Origin of the sequence: Salinimicrobium sp. WS361, assembly GCF_050750585.1 — a bacterium.
GTDB lineage: Bacteria > Bacteroidota > Bacteroidia > Flavobacteriales > Flavobacteriaceae > Salinimicrobium.
In genome coordinates this window covers 1-16,162 of record NZ_JBOJLM010000017.1, presented here as the reverse complement: position 1 = coordinate 16,162, position 16,162 = coordinate 1, and the positions used below count along the sequence as shown (strand labels likewise).

General features: G+C 41.4%; 17 protein-coding genes. 15 read left to right on the top strand and 2 right to left on the bottom strand.

Annotation, left to right across the window (positions count from 1 at the left end; translation table 11 throughout):
- The first annotated feature begins 1 nt into the window (after nt 1).
- Nucleotides 2-364 (top strand): CoA-binding protein, encoded by a 363-nt coding sequence (locus tag ACQ93I_RS14425; RefSeq protein ID WP_431699109.1) that lies wholly within the window; start codon nt 2-4, stop codon nt 362-364.
- On the opposite strand, the gene ACQ93I_RS14420 is transcribed toward ACQ93I_RS14425, so the two are convergent.
- Nucleotides 341-1,798: a sodium:solute symporter gene (locus tag ACQ93I_RS14420; RefSeq protein WP_431699108.1), complete on the bottom strand. Its 1,458-nt coding sequence runs from the start codon at nt 1,796-1,798 to the stop codon at nt 341-343. The two genes, ACQ93I_RS14425 and ACQ93I_RS14420, sit on opposite strands and share 24 nt — an antisense overlap.
- Before the next feature lie 104 nt (nt 1,799-1,902).
- On the opposite strand from ACQ93I_RS14420, the gene recR reads away from it, so the two are divergent.
- Nucleotides 1,903-2,520 (top strand): recombination mediator RecR, encoded by a 618-nt coding sequence (recR, locus tag ACQ93I_RS14415; RefSeq protein ID WP_266068784.1) that lies wholly within the window; start codon nt 1,903-1,905, stop codon nt 2,518-2,520.
- 65 nt (nt 2,521-2,585) lie between these two features.
- On the opposite strand, the gene ACQ93I_RS14410 is transcribed toward recR, so the two are convergent.
- Nucleotides 2,586-3,503, bottom strand: coding sequence for an SDR family NAD(P)-dependent oxidoreductase (locus tag ACQ93I_RS14410; RefSeq protein WP_431699107.1), 918 nt, complete (start codon nt 3,501-3,503; stop codon nt 2,586-2,588).
- Nucleotides 3,504-3,901: 398 nt separating this feature from the next.
- Here ACQ93I_RS14410 and ACQ93I_RS14405 point away from each other — a divergent pair, with 398 nt between their 5' ends.
- From ACQ93I_RS14405 to ACQ93I_RS14345, 13 genes are all read left to right on the top strand, one after another.
- Nucleotides 3,902-5,218, top strand: a complete 1,317-nt coding sequence (locus ACQ93I_RS14405) for a dihydrolipoamide acetyltransferase family protein (RefSeq protein ID WP_431699106.1) — start codon at nt 3,902-3,904, stop codon at nt 5,216-5,218.
- Nucleotides 5,219-5,330: 112 nt separating this feature from the next.
- Nucleotides 5,331-6,110, top strand: coding sequence for an exonuclease domain-containing protein (locus ACQ93I_RS14400; RefSeq protein ID WP_431699105.1), 780 nt, complete (start codon nt 5,331-5,333; stop codon nt 6,108-6,110).
- An 11-nt stretch (nt 6,111-6,121) separates the two neighbouring features.
- Nucleotides 6,122-6,736 carry a fumarylacetoacetate hydrolase family protein gene (locus tag ACQ93I_RS14395; RefSeq protein ID WP_431699104.1) on the top strand — a complete coding sequence of 205 codons (615 nt, stop codon included), beginning with the start codon at nt 6,122-6,124 and terminating at the stop codon, nt 6,734-6,736.
- The gene (locus ACQ93I_RS14390) at nt 6,733-7,071 is read left to right on the top strand and encodes an Hpt domain-containing protein (RefSeq protein ID WP_431699103.1); all 339 of its coding nucleotides are present in this window, start codon (nt 6,733-6,735) and stop codon (nt 7,069-7,071) included. Before ACQ93I_RS14395 ends, ACQ93I_RS14390 begins: the two co-directional genes overlap by 4 nt.
- Nucleotides 7,071-8,330 (top strand): competence/damage-inducible protein A, encoded by a 1,260-nt coding sequence (locus ACQ93I_RS14385; RefSeq protein ID WP_431699102.1) that lies wholly within the window; start codon nt 7,071-7,073, stop codon nt 8,328-8,330. Before ACQ93I_RS14390 ends, ACQ93I_RS14385 begins: the two co-directional genes overlap by 1 nt.
- Before the next feature lie 1,532 nt (nt 8,331-9,862).
- Nucleotides 9,863-10,102 (top strand): 50S ribosomal protein L28, encoded by a 240-nt coding sequence (gene rpmB, locus ACQ93I_RS14380; RefSeq protein WP_265163121.1) that lies wholly within the window; start codon nt 9,863-9,865, stop codon nt 10,100-10,102.
- A 25-nt stretch (nt 10,103-10,127) separates the two neighbouring features.
- A complete protein-coding gene (gene rpmG, locus ACQ93I_RS14375; RefSeq protein WP_093113661.1) occupies nt 10,128-10,310 on the top strand; it encodes a 50S ribosomal protein L33 in 183 nt (60 codons plus the stop codon).
- Nucleotides 10,311-10,317: 7 nt separating this feature from the next.
- Entirely contained in the window at nt 10,318-10,470 is a 153-nt protein-coding gene (locus tag ACQ93I_RS14370; RefSeq protein WP_266068792.1) for a DUF4295 domain-containing protein, read from the top strand.
- Nucleotides 10,471-10,597: 127 nt separating this feature from the next.
- On the top strand, nt 10,598-11,554 hold the full coding sequence (ftsY, locus tag ACQ93I_RS14365; RefSeq protein WP_431699101.1) for a signal recognition particle-docking protein FtsY: 957 nt from the start codon (nt 10,598-10,600) through the stop codon (nt 11,552-11,554).
- A gap of 10 nt (nt 11,555-11,564) precedes the next feature.
- Nucleotides 11,565-13,232, top strand: a complete 1,668-nt coding sequence (locus tag ACQ93I_RS14360; protein WP_431699100.1) for an amidase family protein — start codon at nt 11,565-11,567, stop codon at nt 13,230-13,232.
- Nucleotide 13,233: 1 nt separating this feature from the next.
- Nucleotides 13,234-13,512: a hypothetical protein gene (locus ACQ93I_RS14355; protein WP_423818525.1), complete on the top strand. Its 279-nt coding sequence runs from the start codon at nt 13,234-13,236 to the stop codon at nt 13,510-13,512.
- Between the two features lie 600 nt (nt 13,513-14,112).
- Nucleotides 14,113-14,847, top strand: coding sequence for a toll/interleukin-1 receptor domain-containing protein (locus ACQ93I_RS14350; protein ID WP_431699099.1), 735 nt, complete (start codon nt 14,113-14,115; stop codon nt 14,845-14,847).
- 148 nt (nt 14,848-14,995) lie between these two features.
- On the top strand, nt 14,996-15,967 hold the full coding sequence (locus ACQ93I_RS14345) for a hypothetical protein (RefSeq protein ID WP_431699098.1): 972 nt from the start codon (nt 14,996-14,998) through the stop codon (nt 15,965-15,967).
- Nucleotides 15,968-16,162: the final 195 nt, after the last annotated feature.

Here is a 16,162-nt window from a genome sequence, read left to right as displayed (position 1 = left end):
CATGGACAAAAAAACACTTGTACTTGGAGCAACCACAAACCCGGCAAGATATGCCAATATTGCAATTAACCGCCTCACGCGGAATCAGGTTTCCACTGTAGCCATTGGATTGCGGCAGGGAACGGTGGCCGGAGTGCCTATTGAAACTGAAAAAGTTCCTTTTGAAGATATACATACCGTCACTTTATACCTGGGCCCGCCAAGGCAGGAAGAGTATTACGAATATGTCGTTTCGCTTCAGCCTGAAAGGGTGATCTTTAATCCCGGCACCGAAAACCCGGAGTTCTTCAGAATTCTTCAAAAGAACGGCATTGAAGTAGAAGTGGCCTGTACTCTTATTTTACTTTCTACGAAGCAGTACTAACCCCAGGAATGTAAAAGCGCCATTCACAATGAGGAGTTCATAGTTGAATACATAGCCGCCCAAATACTCTGAAGGTAGATTGCCAATAATAAAAGTGATGACCACCGAGAGAATGGACACGAGCCATACCCATTGGTCTTTAACCTGCATTTTTGTAAATATTCCGAAGGTAAAAAGTCCTAATAAGGGGCCATAGGTATAGGTTGCAGCTGTAAGCAGCAGGTCAATAACATTGCTGTCAAGCAGGTATTTAAAGGCAATGATCACTGCTATCATTAAAGCGCTAATACCAACATGTACCCACTGGCGCAATCCCTTCTGCTTAGAAAGTTCCTTCTTTTCAATATCTAGAAAATCCACGCAAAAACTGGTGGTGAGAGAGGTGAGGGCACTGTCGGCGCTCGAATATGCTGCGGCAATAAGCCCCAGGATAAAGATCACTGGCAGGGCCATTCCCATACTTCCGCTAAGGGCAATTTCAGGAAAAAGCAAATCGGTTTTTGCGCTGCCGTCCATTACGGGTACGGCAATATTGTTTTCTCCCGCATAGATGAAGAGCAAAGCACCAAGAAAGAGGAATAACAGGTTAACGGGAATAAACACAAAGCTGTACGAAAGCATGTTCTTCTGCGCATCCCGCAAATTCTTGCAGGTAAGGTTTTTCTGCATCATGTCCTGGTCTAGTCCCGTCATACAAATAGTGATGAACATTCCTCCAAAAAAGGCTTTCCAGAAGTAGTTCCGGTCCAGGATACTTTCAAAGAAAAAGGTTTTGGTGTAAGGTTCCAATCTGGGGGCAGTAAAGAAATCGGTAAACTGCCAGTTGAGTTCTTCAGAAACAAAATAAATAGCTACAGCTACAGAGCCCAGCATAAAAAACGTTTGTAGGGTGTCTGTCCACACAATAGTCTTTATTCCTGCGCGTGCGGTATACAGCCAGATCAGCAATATTGAGAGGGTAACCGTGACAAAGAACGGCACATCCCAGGCATCAAAAACAAAATACTGAAGTACCGTAGCCACTAAAAACAGCCTGAAAGAAGCTCCTAAAACCCTTGATATAAAGAAGAAAAAAGCGCCTGTGCGATAACTTACATTTCCAAAACGCTGCTGCAGGTATTGATAAATAGAAGTGACATTGAGCCTGTAATATATGGGCAGCAAAATAAAGGTAATAACAAGGTAACCGGCAAGATATCCCAGCACCACCTGCATATAACTAAACTGCGAATCACGCACCCAGCCCGGCACCGAAATAAAAGTAACGCCCGAAAGTGACGCACCTACCATCCCAAAAGCTACAATATACCAGGGAGATTCTTTGTTGGCCTTGAAAAAGGTTTCGTTAGTGGCATTTTTCCCGGTGAAGTAGGAAATGAGAAGCAGCACCCCAAAGTAAGCGGCGATGACCAGTAGAATTGTAAATGGTTCCATTCAGGATTAGATTGGCGTGAGAGCAATTGTATTACCCGTATTAGTGTCTGCTAAACTATAAAATTTGTTTAAACTTCTCTCTTCAAAAATTGTACTTTTGCGGCATGGAATTTTCTTCAAAATTACTGGAAGGAGCTGTTAATGAAATGTCTCAGCTTCCGGGTATTGGCAGACGTACGGCGTTGCGGCTGGTACTGCATCTTCTAAAACAACCCGAATCTCAGACTGTAGCTTTGAGCAAGGCCCTGGTAGATCTAAAGACCGAAGTGAAATTTTGTGCCAACTGCCATAACATTAGCGATACAGAACTCTGCGAGATTTGCGCAAACAAGAGCCGTCAGCGTGAGGTGGTTTGTGTGGTAGAAGATATTCGGGATGTGATGGCTATTGAAAATACCAGCCAGTATCGCGGACTCTACCATGTCTTGGGAGGTAAGATCAACCCGATGGAAGGTGTTGGGCCTTCACAGCTCACCATAAAATCTTTAGTAGAGAAAGCCAGGAAAGGGGAAATTAAAGAAGTGATCTTTGCCCTTAGCAGTACCCTCGAGGGAGATACTACCAACTTTTACATTTTTAAGCAGCTTGAAGGGCTGGAAATTCAAACGAGCACTATTGCCCGCGGAATTTCGGTGGGAGATGAACTGGAATACGCCGATGAGGTCACCCTGGGGCGCAGCATCACCAACCGTATTCCGTTCGAAAATTCCCTGAAGCAATAAATTAAATCAGCTATTTATCGGCTTCTAATTGACCTGCTAAATTGCAGGAGTGTCAAAAATGGCATTTAGCTGTCTTCTTTTTTCATTCGTTCTTTAATGTTGCCTTCCACCGTCGTGCCTTCTTTCATAGGTTCATAAATACTTCCTGTAGTGGGAGGCATAGGAGCGGCTTTTTCAACTTCATATTGGCCTATTTTAGCCGAAGCCCGTTCTGTCCATTGAGGAAAGATCTGGTGAAAGAAATTTGAAGCACCGGCAATAGGCCCTACAGGCATTTTTATTTTAGGATTCATACAGGCTTCAATAATTTTATCTATCACTGGTTGAGGTTCATCCATCGCGGCCATTCGTGGTTTATGTCCGGTGTAGTTTGCGGCGTGCTTCCACCACGGCGTATCTACAGCCCAGGGCATTATAGTGGCAATTTTAATATTTTTCCTGTCGCTTAAATTTAGTTCTTCTGTAAGGGAGCGGCCAAGGCTAAGTACAGCCGATTTTGTTGCGGCGTAGGTATTTTGAAGCGCCAGTGGCACCTCACTGTCTATAGACCCTACATTGATGAGAATCCCCCGGTCCCGTTCCACAAAATGTTTCATAGCCACATGGGCACCGTATACCAGGCCTTTGAGGTTGACATCTATCAGCCGGGCGTGATCTTCTATCGGGATGTCCCAAAAATAACCCAGCGCACCTACTCCTACATTATTTATCCAGATATCAATACTGCCAGATTTTTCGAGGGCAGTATCGCGTAGTCTCTTAATATCGTCTACATTACTAACATCACAGGTAACGGTCTTGAGTTTTCCGCCCTCGTTCATAACCTCTTCTTCAAGGCTTTTCAGAACTTCGGTTCTTCTTGCCGCTCCTACCACATTGGCGCCTAATTTTGCTAATTCTATGGCTGCACCGCGACCAAATCCGCTTGAAACGCCGGTGATCACTATTGTTTTTCCTCTTAATTCCTCTCTGTTTACGCTCATTGCTTTTACTTTTTTATTTAAGGTAGATATTTGAAAGGGAAGGAGTTAATAAGAAAAACCTAAAATGTACCCAATAAAAAGTGAAGGCGGCGTGGCTTATGTCTTACTCTGTGCGGATATTCTTTCAAAAAAGAGGTTGGATTTTGCCATTTTTGGAACCTTCAGCCTGACAGATTTTTTCTTACTTCTGAAACTTCCGGTTTAGACTACTTTAAAAAACAAGCGTATCTTTTTCGAAACTAAGTAGTGAAAATTGTAATTTTACTGAGGAAACAGGCCATTTTTCAGAAGCAAAAAGAGGCCTGTAAATTCTCACTGCTGAATAATTATTATTAATTGAGGTAAATTTTTAGTAATTTCGCAGTCAATTTTAAGTAAAATATCTTCGAGATAAGAATATGGCAAAATTTGAACTAAAATTACCCAAGATGGGGGAGAGTGTTGCGGAAGCAACCATTACGAATTGGTTAAAAGAAGTTGGAGAGACCATTGAAGCCGATGAGGCGGTTCTGGAAATTGCCACAGATAAGGTTGATAGTGAGGTGCCGAGTGAAGTAGACGGCGTGTTGGTTGAAAAGTTATTCAACAAAGATGATGTGGTACAGGTAGGGCAAACCATTGCTATTATTGAGACTGAAGGAGAAGAAGCGGCAGAGACCACCCCGGTTGCTGACCAGGAAGTGCCTTCACCCGAAATTGAAGAAGCCGTTGCCGCAGCCGAAGGCAGAGTGGAAGAGGCAAAAAATATTACTACTTCAGATTATGCCGATAGTAACAGGTTCTACTCTCCGCTGGTAAAGAATATTGCGAAAGAAGAAGGGATTTCTTTCGACGAACTGGAAAAAATTCCAGGAAGCGGTAAAGAAGGAAGGGTCACTAAAAATGACATTTTAGACTACCTTGAAAATCGTTCTTCTCAACCCGCTGCACAACCGCAGCAAGGGCAGCAAAAACCACAGCAGGCAGCTGCGCCGCAACCGGCCAAAACCCCGGTGAGCGTGAATGGTGAAGACGAGATCATCGAGATGTCCCGTATGGGTAAAATGATTGCGCACCACATGGTAGAAAGCGTTCAGACCTCTGCTCACGTGCAGTCTTTTATTGAGGTAGACGTGACCAACATCTGGAACTGGAGAAAGAAAAATAAAGATGCTTTTGAAAAAAGGGAAGGCGAGAAACTCACCTTTACCCCAATCTTTATGGAAGCTGTAGCCAAGGCTATAAAAGATTTCCCGTTGATCAATATATCTGTTGATGGTGACAAGATCATTAAGCGCAAAAATATAAACCTTGGGATGGCAGCAGCACTTCCAGATGGTAACCTGATTGTGCCGGTGATCAAAAATGCCGATCAACTTAACCTGGTGGGAATGGCTAAGGCCGTAAACGACCTTGCTAACCGTGCCCGTCTTAACAAGCTTAAGCCCGATGATATCCAGGGAGGTACTTATACTGTAACCAACGTGGGTACTTTTGGAAGTGTGATGGGTACTCCAATTATTAATCAGCCGCAGGTGGCTATCCTGGCGCTGGGAGCTATTAGAAAAGTACCGGCAGTGATAGAAACTCCCGAAGGAGATTTTATTGGGATTCGTTACAAGATGTTCCTTTCGCACAGTTACGACCACCGCGTGGTGAATGGGGCTTTGGGTGGCCAGTTTGTACAAAGAGTGGCCCAGTATCTTGAAAAATTCGATAAGAATAGAGACCTGTAACACAGGTGTCTAAAATGATAAAAAGCCATAGCCTTTCAGGTTGTGGCTTTCTTTTTTTTATTGTTTCCCGCTAAAGTTTCGGGAAATATTATCTTTACCAAAACTACAAACTATGGAGTTGAAGCTGAATAAGCCTCTGTGTTTTTTTGATCTTGAAGCCACGGGTACCAATGTCGCCAAAGACAGGATAGTAGAGATCTCAATATTAAAGATCTTTCCAAACGGAAACCGCGAAAGTAAAACCTGGCTGGTAAACCCTACCGTCACAATTTCTAAAGAAGTGGTGGCCGTTCACGGCATTACCAATGAGAAAGTGGCCAACGAGCCCACATTTAAGGAGCTGGCTCCCGTTGTTTATGAGATGATCAAAGGCTGTGATCTCGCAGGCTATAACTCAAACCGTTACGATATCCCGCTTCTAGCTGAAGAAATGCTGCGGGCCGGAGTTGACTTCGATATGAAGAACGCCCTATCTTTAGACGTGCAGACCATCTTTCATAAAATGGAACAGCGCACGCTTTCTGCTGCCTATAAATTCTACTGCGGAAAAGAACTGGAGGGTGCTCATGGTGCCGAAGTTGATACCATGGCGACCTATGAAGTTCTTAAATCGCAGTTGGATAGATATGAAGAGGAATTGCAGAATGATGTAAAGTGGCTTTCTTCGTTTACATCGCGAAAAGAGTGTGCAGATATTGCCGGACTAATAGTTTTTGATAAGAAAGGCCGTGAAGTATTTAGCTTCGGAAAGCACAAAGGAAAATCTGTTGAAGATATTCTTGACCAGGAACCTGGCTACTTCGGATGGTTTCAAAATGCCGATTTCCCGTTGTACACCAAGAAAGTGCTTACTGCAATCAAATTGCGAAAAATGAATACCAAGCTTAAGTAATTTTTAGTCTTATGAAGATCATCTGTATAGGCCGAAATTATACCGATCATATTGCCGAACTTCAGAATGAAAGGCCCACTGAACCGGTAATCTTTCTAAAACCCGATTCGGCTGTGCTTCTTAAAAAGCAGCCATTTTTTATTCCGCCGTTTTCAGATGATATCCATTACGAAGTGGAGCTGCTGGTGAGAATTAACAAGATCGGAAAGCATATTCAGAAGAAATTTGCTCATAAATATTATGATGAAGTTGGGCTGGGTATAGATTTTACAGCCAGAGACCTTCAGAAGAAATTAAAGGAAAAAGGATTGCCGTGGGAAAAGGCCAAAGGCTTTGACGGATCGGCAGTTATCGGGGAGAAATGGCTTCCGAAATCTGATTTTGAGAATATCAATGATGTAGGTTTTGGGCTTCAGAAAAACGGAGAAATTGTACAACAGGGAAGAACTTCTCATATGTTGTGGAAAATTGACGAAATAATTGAATATATTTCACAGTATTTTACGCTCAAGATAGGCGATGTGATCTTTACCGGAACTCCTGCAGGGGTAGGACGGGTAGAAATTAATGATGAGTTGAGCGGATTTATTGAAGACCAACAAATATTCTCAATACAGGTAAAATGAGGAACTACAATTTAGAGAGTGTAGAAGAAATGGCCGATGGCGACCAGGATTTCGTCAAGGTGGTTGTACAGACTTTCCTGGAAGAAATCCCGCCAGATCTTGAAGGGATGAATCAGGCGGTGACGCAAGATAATCCGCAGCAGGCTTATCAATACGCACACAAGATGAAACCAAATTTCCAGATGTTTGGGCTTGGCTTAATGCCACAGATCAAGATTTTGGAGAGCTGGGCCAAAGCCGGTGAGAACCGCGACGAGGTGCGCGAGGCAACCCGAATTATTACCGATAAGTACAAGAAAGCCGAAAAAGAACTCAAGGAAGACTTTGATCTCTAATGACTGCAGAAATTATCACAATAGGAGACGAGATCCTTATTGGGCAAATTGTAGATTCAAACTCGGCCTTTATTGCCCGGGAACTCAATCTTATTGGGATTTCGGTATACCAGATCACCTCTGTTCAGGATGAGCAGGAGCATATTCTTGCCGCCCTCCAAGATGCTTCAAAAAGGGCAAATGTGGTGATTATTACAGGCGGGCTGGGGCCTACCAAAGACGATATCACCAAATACACTTTTGCGAAATATTTTGATGATGAGCTGGTGCTCAATAAAAAAGTGCTTGCTCATATCGAAGAACTTTTTTTAAAGTATAAAAGAACTCCTATTTCCGACCTTAACCGGGAGCAGGCATTACTGCCTTCAAAAAGTATTGCCCTGCACAACAAGTACGGCACGGCAGCAGGCATGTGGATGGAAAAGGATGAAATAGTCTATATTTCTCTTCCCGGAGTGCCTTACGAGATGAAAAATCTTATGGAGGTTGAGGTGATTCCGCGCTTAAGAGAAAAGTTTCACCGTCCTTTTATTTATCACAAAACCATACTCACCAGGGGAGAGGGCGAAAGTTCTATCGCAAATAAACTTGCAGCCTGGGAAGATCGACTTCCAAAGCATATCAAGCTGGCTTACCTGCCCGATCTTGGCAGTGTGCGGCTCAGGCTTTCGGGCAAAGGAGATCACGAAGAAGAGCTGATCCATTCCGTAGAAAAAGAAGTGGAAGGCCTTTATGAGCTGCTGGGCGACATTATTGCCGACGAGCAGGAGGAGGATGAGAAGATTGCCGTACAGATAAGCAAACTGCTTACTGATCAAAAGAAATTCCTGTCGGCAGCCGAAAGCTGTACCGGCGGCGCCCTTGCAGCCGAATTCACCACCCATCCCGGCGCGTCGTCCTGTTTTAAAGGCGGCATAGTCTCATATGCTACGCAAGCGAAGAGTGAGGTGCTACACGTGCGCGGGGAATTTATCGAGAAATATAGTGTGGTGAGTGCCGAGGTGGCTGAGGCTATGGCCAGGAACGCCAAAAAGATGTTCAAAACCGACTACGCCATCTCTACCACCGGAAATGCCGGACCCACCAAGGGCGACAGCGATGCCGAAGTCGGTACTGTTTATATTGGGCTCGCAACCCCCGAGAAAGTGTATTCCAAAAAGTTCATTTTCGGGAACAGTAGAGACCAGGTGGTAAAGCAAACAGTGCATAAAGCCTTCGAAATGATCCTGAAGGAAATCACTGGAGAGGTTAGAAATTAGAATGTTGATTTACGAAGTATACGGTTTAGAAAACCGCAGATGATCTTTTTTTGCGCCACGAATTCACGAATAGTTTTCTTGTTTTTCTGGATTAAATACGATGCTAACCTGCAAGGTCTTTTTTTGACCTTGTAGGTTTTGTTTTAAGTAATTATATCCTTTAGTGTTCAAAGATCATTTTGAGCACAGTTGCTCGTCACGGATTACAAATCCGCGCCATAATGATTCTAAAACTGCCACGAATACACGAATATTTTCTTGTTTTTCTGGATTAAATACGATGCTAACCTGCAAGGTCTTTTTTTGACCTTGTAGGTTTTGTTGCAGGCTATTATGTCTTTTAGTGCTCTAAGATTATTTTGGTCACAGTTGCACCTCACGGATTACAAATCCGCGCCATCATGATTTAAACCTGCCACGAATACACGAATAGTTTCTTGTTCTTCTGGATTAAATACGATGCTAACCTGCAAGGTCTTTTTTTGACCTTTTAGGTTTTGTTTTAAGTAATTATATCCTTTAGTGTTCAAAGATCATTTTGATCACAGTTGCACGTCACGGATTGCAAATCCGCGCCATCATGATTTAAACCTGCCACGAATACACGAATAGTTTCTTGTTCTTCTGGATTAAATACGATGCTAACCTGCAAGGTCTTTTTTTGACCTTTTAGGTTTTGTTTTAAGTAATTATATCCTTTAGTGTTCAAAGATCATTTTGATCACAGTTGCACGTCACGGATTGCAAATCCGCGCCATCATGATTTTAAACCTGCCACGAATACACGAATAGTTTTTTTCTGGATTAAATACGATGCTAACCTGCAAGGTCTTTTTTGACCTTGTAGGTTTTGTTTCAGTCTATAATGTCTTTTAGTGCTCTAAAATCATTTTGATTATAATTGATTTAGATTAGTCACTGATTGCAAATCCGCGCCATCGTGATTCTAAAGCTGCCACGAATACACGAATAGTTTCTTGTTTTCTAGATTAAATACGATGCTAACCTGCAAGGTCTTTTTTTGACCTTGTAGGTTTTGTAGGACGAATACAATCGTCCGGTTAGGGACAATATGTCGGTAAAATAAAGTAGAACCAATACAATCGTCCCGTTAGGGACGAAATATAGGAGCTGCGACTACATACTGCGCACTGCGCACCATTTCCGTCTCAACCTTTCCCTGCTAACTTTTTCTCGGCACAGATTACAAATCCGCCATCGTTGAAGAGATCAGGGATGAAAAAGTAAAAAAAATGAAATTCGTGTATTCGTGGCGATTTTTATGGAAAGCTCATTTTCAGTAAGTTTGGATGCAAATTTCCGGCTTAGGGGGTTCTTCAGCAGGAGATCTTCCGAAGAAAGTAAAACAGATCTTTGACAGAAGTTCTAAAAATGCCATTTTTGACAGATATTTCGGGAGTTGACGTAAAAAAGAAACTTCAGAAAAAATATTTTCATCTGCTATTGGCTATTAGGTAAAAAAATCGTTAATTTGCAGCCTGTTTTGAAATAACGAGTTAAAGTATAGAGCAATGTCAAGAGTTTGTGAACTTACAGGTAAGAAAGCAATGGTAGGAAACAATGTTTCCCACGCGATGAACAAGACAAAACGTAAATTTGACGCCAATTTGGTTAAAAAACGTTTTTTTATCCCTGAAGAAGATAAATGGATCACTTTAAAAGTGTCTACTTCTGCTATTAAAAATATTAATAAGAAGGGAATTTCGGCTGTAATCAAAGAAGCAAGGGAAAAGGGTTTTTTAAACAAGTAATCCTTAACATTTAAGACGCAGTAAAATGGCAAAGAAAGGTAACAGAGTTCAGGTTATATTAGAGTGTACAGAGCATAAAGCTTCTGGAAAACCAGGAACCTCAAGATATATTACAACAAAAAATAAAAAGAACACGCCAGATAGAATGGAGTTGAAGAAATTCAACCCTATCCTAAAAAAGATGACGGTTCATAAAGAAATAAAATAAGTAAGTCATGGCAAAGAAATCAGTAGCAACATTACAAACGGGTTCAAAGAGATTAACTAAAGCCATTAAAATGGTAAAGTCTCCAAAGAGCGGTTCCTATACATTTGTGGAAGCTATTATGGCTCCTGAAATGGTAAATGACTTCCTGAACAAGAAATAAGTTATTTTCAAAATATACAAAAGCCGTCCCGGTAGCTATCGGGACGGCTTTTTGTTTTTGTGTATATTTACCACGGCTACCTTTTTATAGGTGCAGCCAATTGTTCAAATAAAGATTAGACCATACAATGAGTTTATTTAAGAAAATGTTCTCCCGGGAGAAGAAAGAAACCCTTGATAAAGGACTCGAAAAATCAAAAAATGATTTCTTTTCCAAGCTGGGTAAAGCTGTGGCCGGTAAATCTAAAGTTGATGACGAGGTACTCGATGACCTCGAAGATGTATTGGTGAGCAGTGACGTTGGGGTAGGTACTACCGTAAAGATCATTAAACGTATAGAAGAAAGAGTGGCCCGCGACAGGTTTCTTGGTACCGAAGAACTTAACAGGATTCTAAGGGAAGAGATCGCCGCGCTCTTATCTGAAACCAATTCGGGAGAAGCTACCAACTTTCACGTACCTGCCGATACCAAACCTTATGTGATCATGGTGGTGGGCGTGAATGGTGTGGGTAAGACTACCACTATAGGAAAGCTGGCCTACCAGTTTCAAAAAGAAGGAAAAAAAGTGGTGCTTGGTGCAGCCGATACCTTCCGGGCAGCGGCTATTGACCAGTTACAGGTGTGGGCCGACAGGGTAGGGGTGCCTATTGTGAAGCAAAATATGGGCAGTGACCCGGCTTCGGTGGCTTTTGATTCGGTGCAGAGCGCTGTAAAACAGCAGGCCGATGTGGTGATCATCGATACCGCAGGCCGTCTTCACAACAAGGTGAACCTTATGAACGAGCTCACTAAGGTGAAAAGGGTAATGCAAAAGGTGATAGACAATGCGCCGCATGAAGTGTTGCTGGTACTCGATGGCTCTACAGGGCAAAATGCTTTTGAGCAGGCCAAACAATTTACTGCAGCTACCGAGGTAACCTCGCTGGCAGTGACCAAACTTGACGGTACCGCAAAAGGTGGTGTGGTGATAGGCATTAGCGACCAATTTCAAATTCCGGTGAAGTATATCGGCGTGGGAGAGGGCATAGAAGACCTGCAGGTTTTCAATAAATTTGAGTTTGTAGATTCTTTCTTTAAAAAGTAAAACTGCGCTTATGAAGCAGATCCTCTTTCTTTGTTTGCTCCCGCTGACTCTTTTGTCATGTGGTGTAAAAAAGGCCGAAGACACCGCGGTTAAACAACCTGTGGTGTGGCAGCCGATAGATGAGACTGCCCGGCTTGAAGAGCAGGCCTCTCATGAGATAGAAAGAATGAGGTTTAAGCTTATCAATTCAAAATACCTTGACAAGAATGATATCTGGAAGCCTTTTGAGAAAGATCTTGCCGGTTTCTCAGCCAGGAAGTACGAATCTTTAAAGCAGCTTATCTTCGAAAGAAGCATCCCCGAGCTGCAAAGCGCGGTAAAGGATGGCCGCCTTAGCTATGAAGATCTTACGCTGTTCTACATTTACCGCATCAGGGAACTGGAGAGCAACAATGATATTTCATTAAATGCGGTGATCGCTTTGAATCCCCATGTGGTGAACCAGGCGAGGGAACTCGATAAGCGCGACAATCCGCCCGGCAGTGAGAACTCCATGTATGGCATGCCCGTGCTTATAAAAGACAACATCAACACCGCCAATCTTGCCACTACCGGCGGAGCCATTGCCCTGGCCGAAAATATACCTGCCAAAAATGCCTTTATTATAGATCGTTTAGAGGAGCACAATGCGCTCATTTTAGGAAAGGCGAACCTTAGTGAATGGGCTTATTACTTTTGTGACGGCTGCCCATTGGGCTATAGTGCCGTAGGTGGGCAAACTTTAAATCCCTACGGAAGAAAACAATTTGAAACCGGGGGTTCCAGTTCGGGAAGTGGCGTGGCCGTTGCCGCAAACTATGCTGTGGCTGCCGTGGGTACCGAAACTGCAGGTTCTATCCTGTCTCCCGCGTCCAAGAATTCTGTGGTAGGTTTAAAACCGACTGTCGGATTACTGAGTCGCAGTGGCATTATTCCAATTTCGGAAACGCTCGATACACCCGGTCCAATGACAAAATATGTTATAGACAATGCCATTTTGCTCAACGCCCTTACCGGAAAAGATCCAAAAGACGCAGCATCAGTCGCGGCAGATGAAGATTACGCACAGGGGCTTTCCCGCGATGCTTTAAACGGAAAAAGGATTGGCGTAATGAAATCCTTAATGCAAGATTCCATTTACAACAAGGCCGTGCAAACCATGAAAGGAGGCGGGGCCGTGATAGTGGAATTTGAAGCTGAAGAAGTGCCGCTCGATAACTTCCTCACCCTGCTAAATGCCGATATGAAGAAGGATCTTCCTGCCTATTTAAGCACTGCCGCAGGAGAGCAGGTGCAATTTAGAAGTGTAGATGAGATCGTGGCCTATAATAAAGAAGACAGCCTGCTAAGAGCGCCTTACGGGCAGCACCTTTTTGAGGCTATTGTGGCCGATACTACCAGCGCTGCCAGTCTTGAAAATATCTCTGCGCAGCTGCGCGATAAAGGAAGAAGCTTTTTTGATGTGCCCATGCAAAAGCACAATCTTGATGCCGTGGCGTCAATAAATAATTATCATGCGGCCCATGCAGCCGTGGCTAAATATCCGGCGCTGGCCATTCCTGCGGGTTTTGAGGCCTCGGGAGAGCCTAAGAGCATAACGCTTATCGCTAAACCATTTGAAGAACAAAAGCTTTTAAACATGGGCTATGCTTTTGAGCAGCTCAGCTATGCCCGCAAGCCCCCAAAGAATTACAGGTAATATGTCGCAACGCAACCTGGAGATCCTCACCAAGATCATCCTTATCTACAGTATCTTTTTTATAGTCATGAAAGCGGTCATCATTTTTGGCGGTTCCTGGCTCGTGCCCAACCTGCTTTTAATGCTTCCATTTCTCATTCTTGGTGCCATTGCCGGGCTGCAAATCAAACGCAATAACTATTCGTGGTGGCTGGTAGGTATAGGCGCAGCAGTGATCATCATCACCCGGGCTTATGAAACCTCTTTCAGCGTATGGGTGCAGCAGCAAATAGTGAATTAGATTTTTATTGCTTCGGAAAAATCCTCTTCTGAAATGCCATTTTTGACACCTTAATCATCCCTGAAACTAGCATTTCTTCGGAAGTCTCATGCTTTTTTATTGGTGCCAATCCCTGCTGAAGTATTCCCGTCCGCCGGAAGCGAATCTGATGCTTTCTCCCCTGAATCCTGCTTATTCTTTTGCTGAAATCTACCTGTCTTCTGAAAGCTCTTCATAACGCCGCCGGACATTCTTTTTAAGAAGAAATTATGAACTCCCTGAAGTAGAGGAGGAAAGGCCGAAAACTCATCCTTACCCGGAACTACCTCTCAAAAATGCCATTTTTGGAAATAATTTATCAACTATCTTCCTAAATCAGTTGATAATGAGCCTTGTTTTATGGATTCCCGTAAGCTTCTTTAACAGATATTTAATAGCTTTACAGAAGCAGCAGCAGGAGTTTTATTACCCTTATTGGAGTTAGGATAATAGAAGTTCTTGTTGTTATATAAATTGTTAGCTCTAATTTCGGAGAACATTCGAATATTTTAAATACGGCTTTCCGTAAATAAAGATGCTAGTAATTAATAAATTAGTAACCCAAAAGAATAAAATAAAAATATGGCAAGATGTACAGCACCTTCACGAGGACATAGAACAGCAAGTGGCGCAGCAAATTGTCCTGCGTGTAGTAGTAGATATGGTGGATATGGTTCTAGATATTCATACCCTTCTTATGATAACTATTATTCCTCAAGCAGTAGAACATCTTCATCTGGAAATTATAATAGTTCCAAAGGTCGAACTCGAAAAGCTTCTTGGTCAAAATCTAGTTCAACAATTTATTATACTTCAGCAGAGATAAATGCACTTGCACCTGTTAGAAAAGTTGTAGAAAAAAGAGCTGAAAAACCTGATATTAGAGATATTTTTCTTTGCCACGCTTGGGATGACAGAAAAGAATCTGCACTAAAATTATACAACTTACTTGAATTAAATGGTGTAAATGTATGGTTTAGTGAAAAAGATATACCATTAGGAACTTCATTTCTTCGGGAAATTGATAAAGGTTTAGCAAAATCTAAAATCGGAATTGTTTTAGTAACACCTAATTTCTTGAAAAGAGTTCAGAAGGAAGGTGTTGCCGAAAAAGAATTATCCGCTTTACTTGCTACAGATCAGCTAGTACCTATTGTGCACAATACAACTTATGATGAATTGAGAGATGTGAGTCCATTATTAGGGTCAAGGAATGGATTAGATACCCAAGAAGATACAATGGAAAATATTGCAAAGAAATTGGCTGAATTAATTACTGTAAATGAAAAAACTACAGCTAAGGATGGCTATAAGTAATTGCTTGTATTCGCCTACTTTTGAAAATACTTACTGATTTTCAGTTTAGTGTACTTGCTAAGTTAACCGCTAAACCAAGCAATTACTTACAGCCTAAACTATTGGTTGGAAATTTTTAAATGGAGAACATAATTTTAAGTTTTTTTTAATGTATAAAGCTAGAATAGACGATACTGATGAAATTGTATTAGCCCAAGAATTGCTGGATTTATATCCTAATTATAAACATATGGTATTTGTATGTTTAGATAAGAAGTGTTCAATAAGAATGGCTCCGGCTTGTATAGCAGAAGGCAGTAAAAGAAAATCTCATTTTAAAAAATTTCGAAATCAAGAACATATTGATAATTGTGAATACGCAGTTTTAACAGAATTATCTGAAAAAGGAAAGAATCAGAAATTAACAAATACTCAAATTAACAAAATTGGTTATCCTTCTGTTTTTAATGTTCAAGAAAAGATCGAAAATCAGGAAAATGAGACTTATATAGAGAATAATAATAAGGATGATGATGAAGGAATAACCGGTCGCGGAGATATTATGAAACTATATGAATTTGATAGTGATAATATAAAATTTGATAGAAGAAATAAAGTACAGAGTATAGATAGAATCATTGATTGGTATCTAGGTTTCCCTTATAACAGAGATGTTGAAATAGAAATAAATGGTAAAAGAATTGAATATCAATATTTTTTCAAAAAAATTAAAGAAAATACTCCTTCTTCAAGACTACTTAATGACAGAATATTTTACGGAATGATTATGCTGTCAGAAAAAAATCAAGATGCTTTTGAAAAGTATCCTGATAGTGTTTATATCACTTTATTGGGTTTTAAAAAGATAGATGAATTATCTGGACAATATGAAAATTATTCAGTAAAAGTTGATAAACGAAAAATTAGTACAGGATTTTTGACTCGAATAAGGAATAAGTACAATAGATTATTTGAAAATGCTTATAAAGATTTAAAAGAAAATAATATTGTGAAAAATTACGGATTGTATGCTTTCGTTTATGGTAATATTGATCCGAATAACGATACTATTTTAAATGTTGAGAGACATCATATTACTTTTAGGTATGATGAAGTAAGAAAAACAATGAGGGAAAGATAAACACAGATTGTTTGAAGAAAAGATCGGTTATGGTTATGGCGGGTCTTTTCGAAAAAAGTAAATTAGATTTTAGTGTAAATCTCACTGGTAGACAATATACCACATTCCCTACTCCGCGCCACTTGTAGTTAATCATACCCTGTATATGGCATTATTCTAAATAAAACTATGACGTACAATACTTTACCAAAGTAT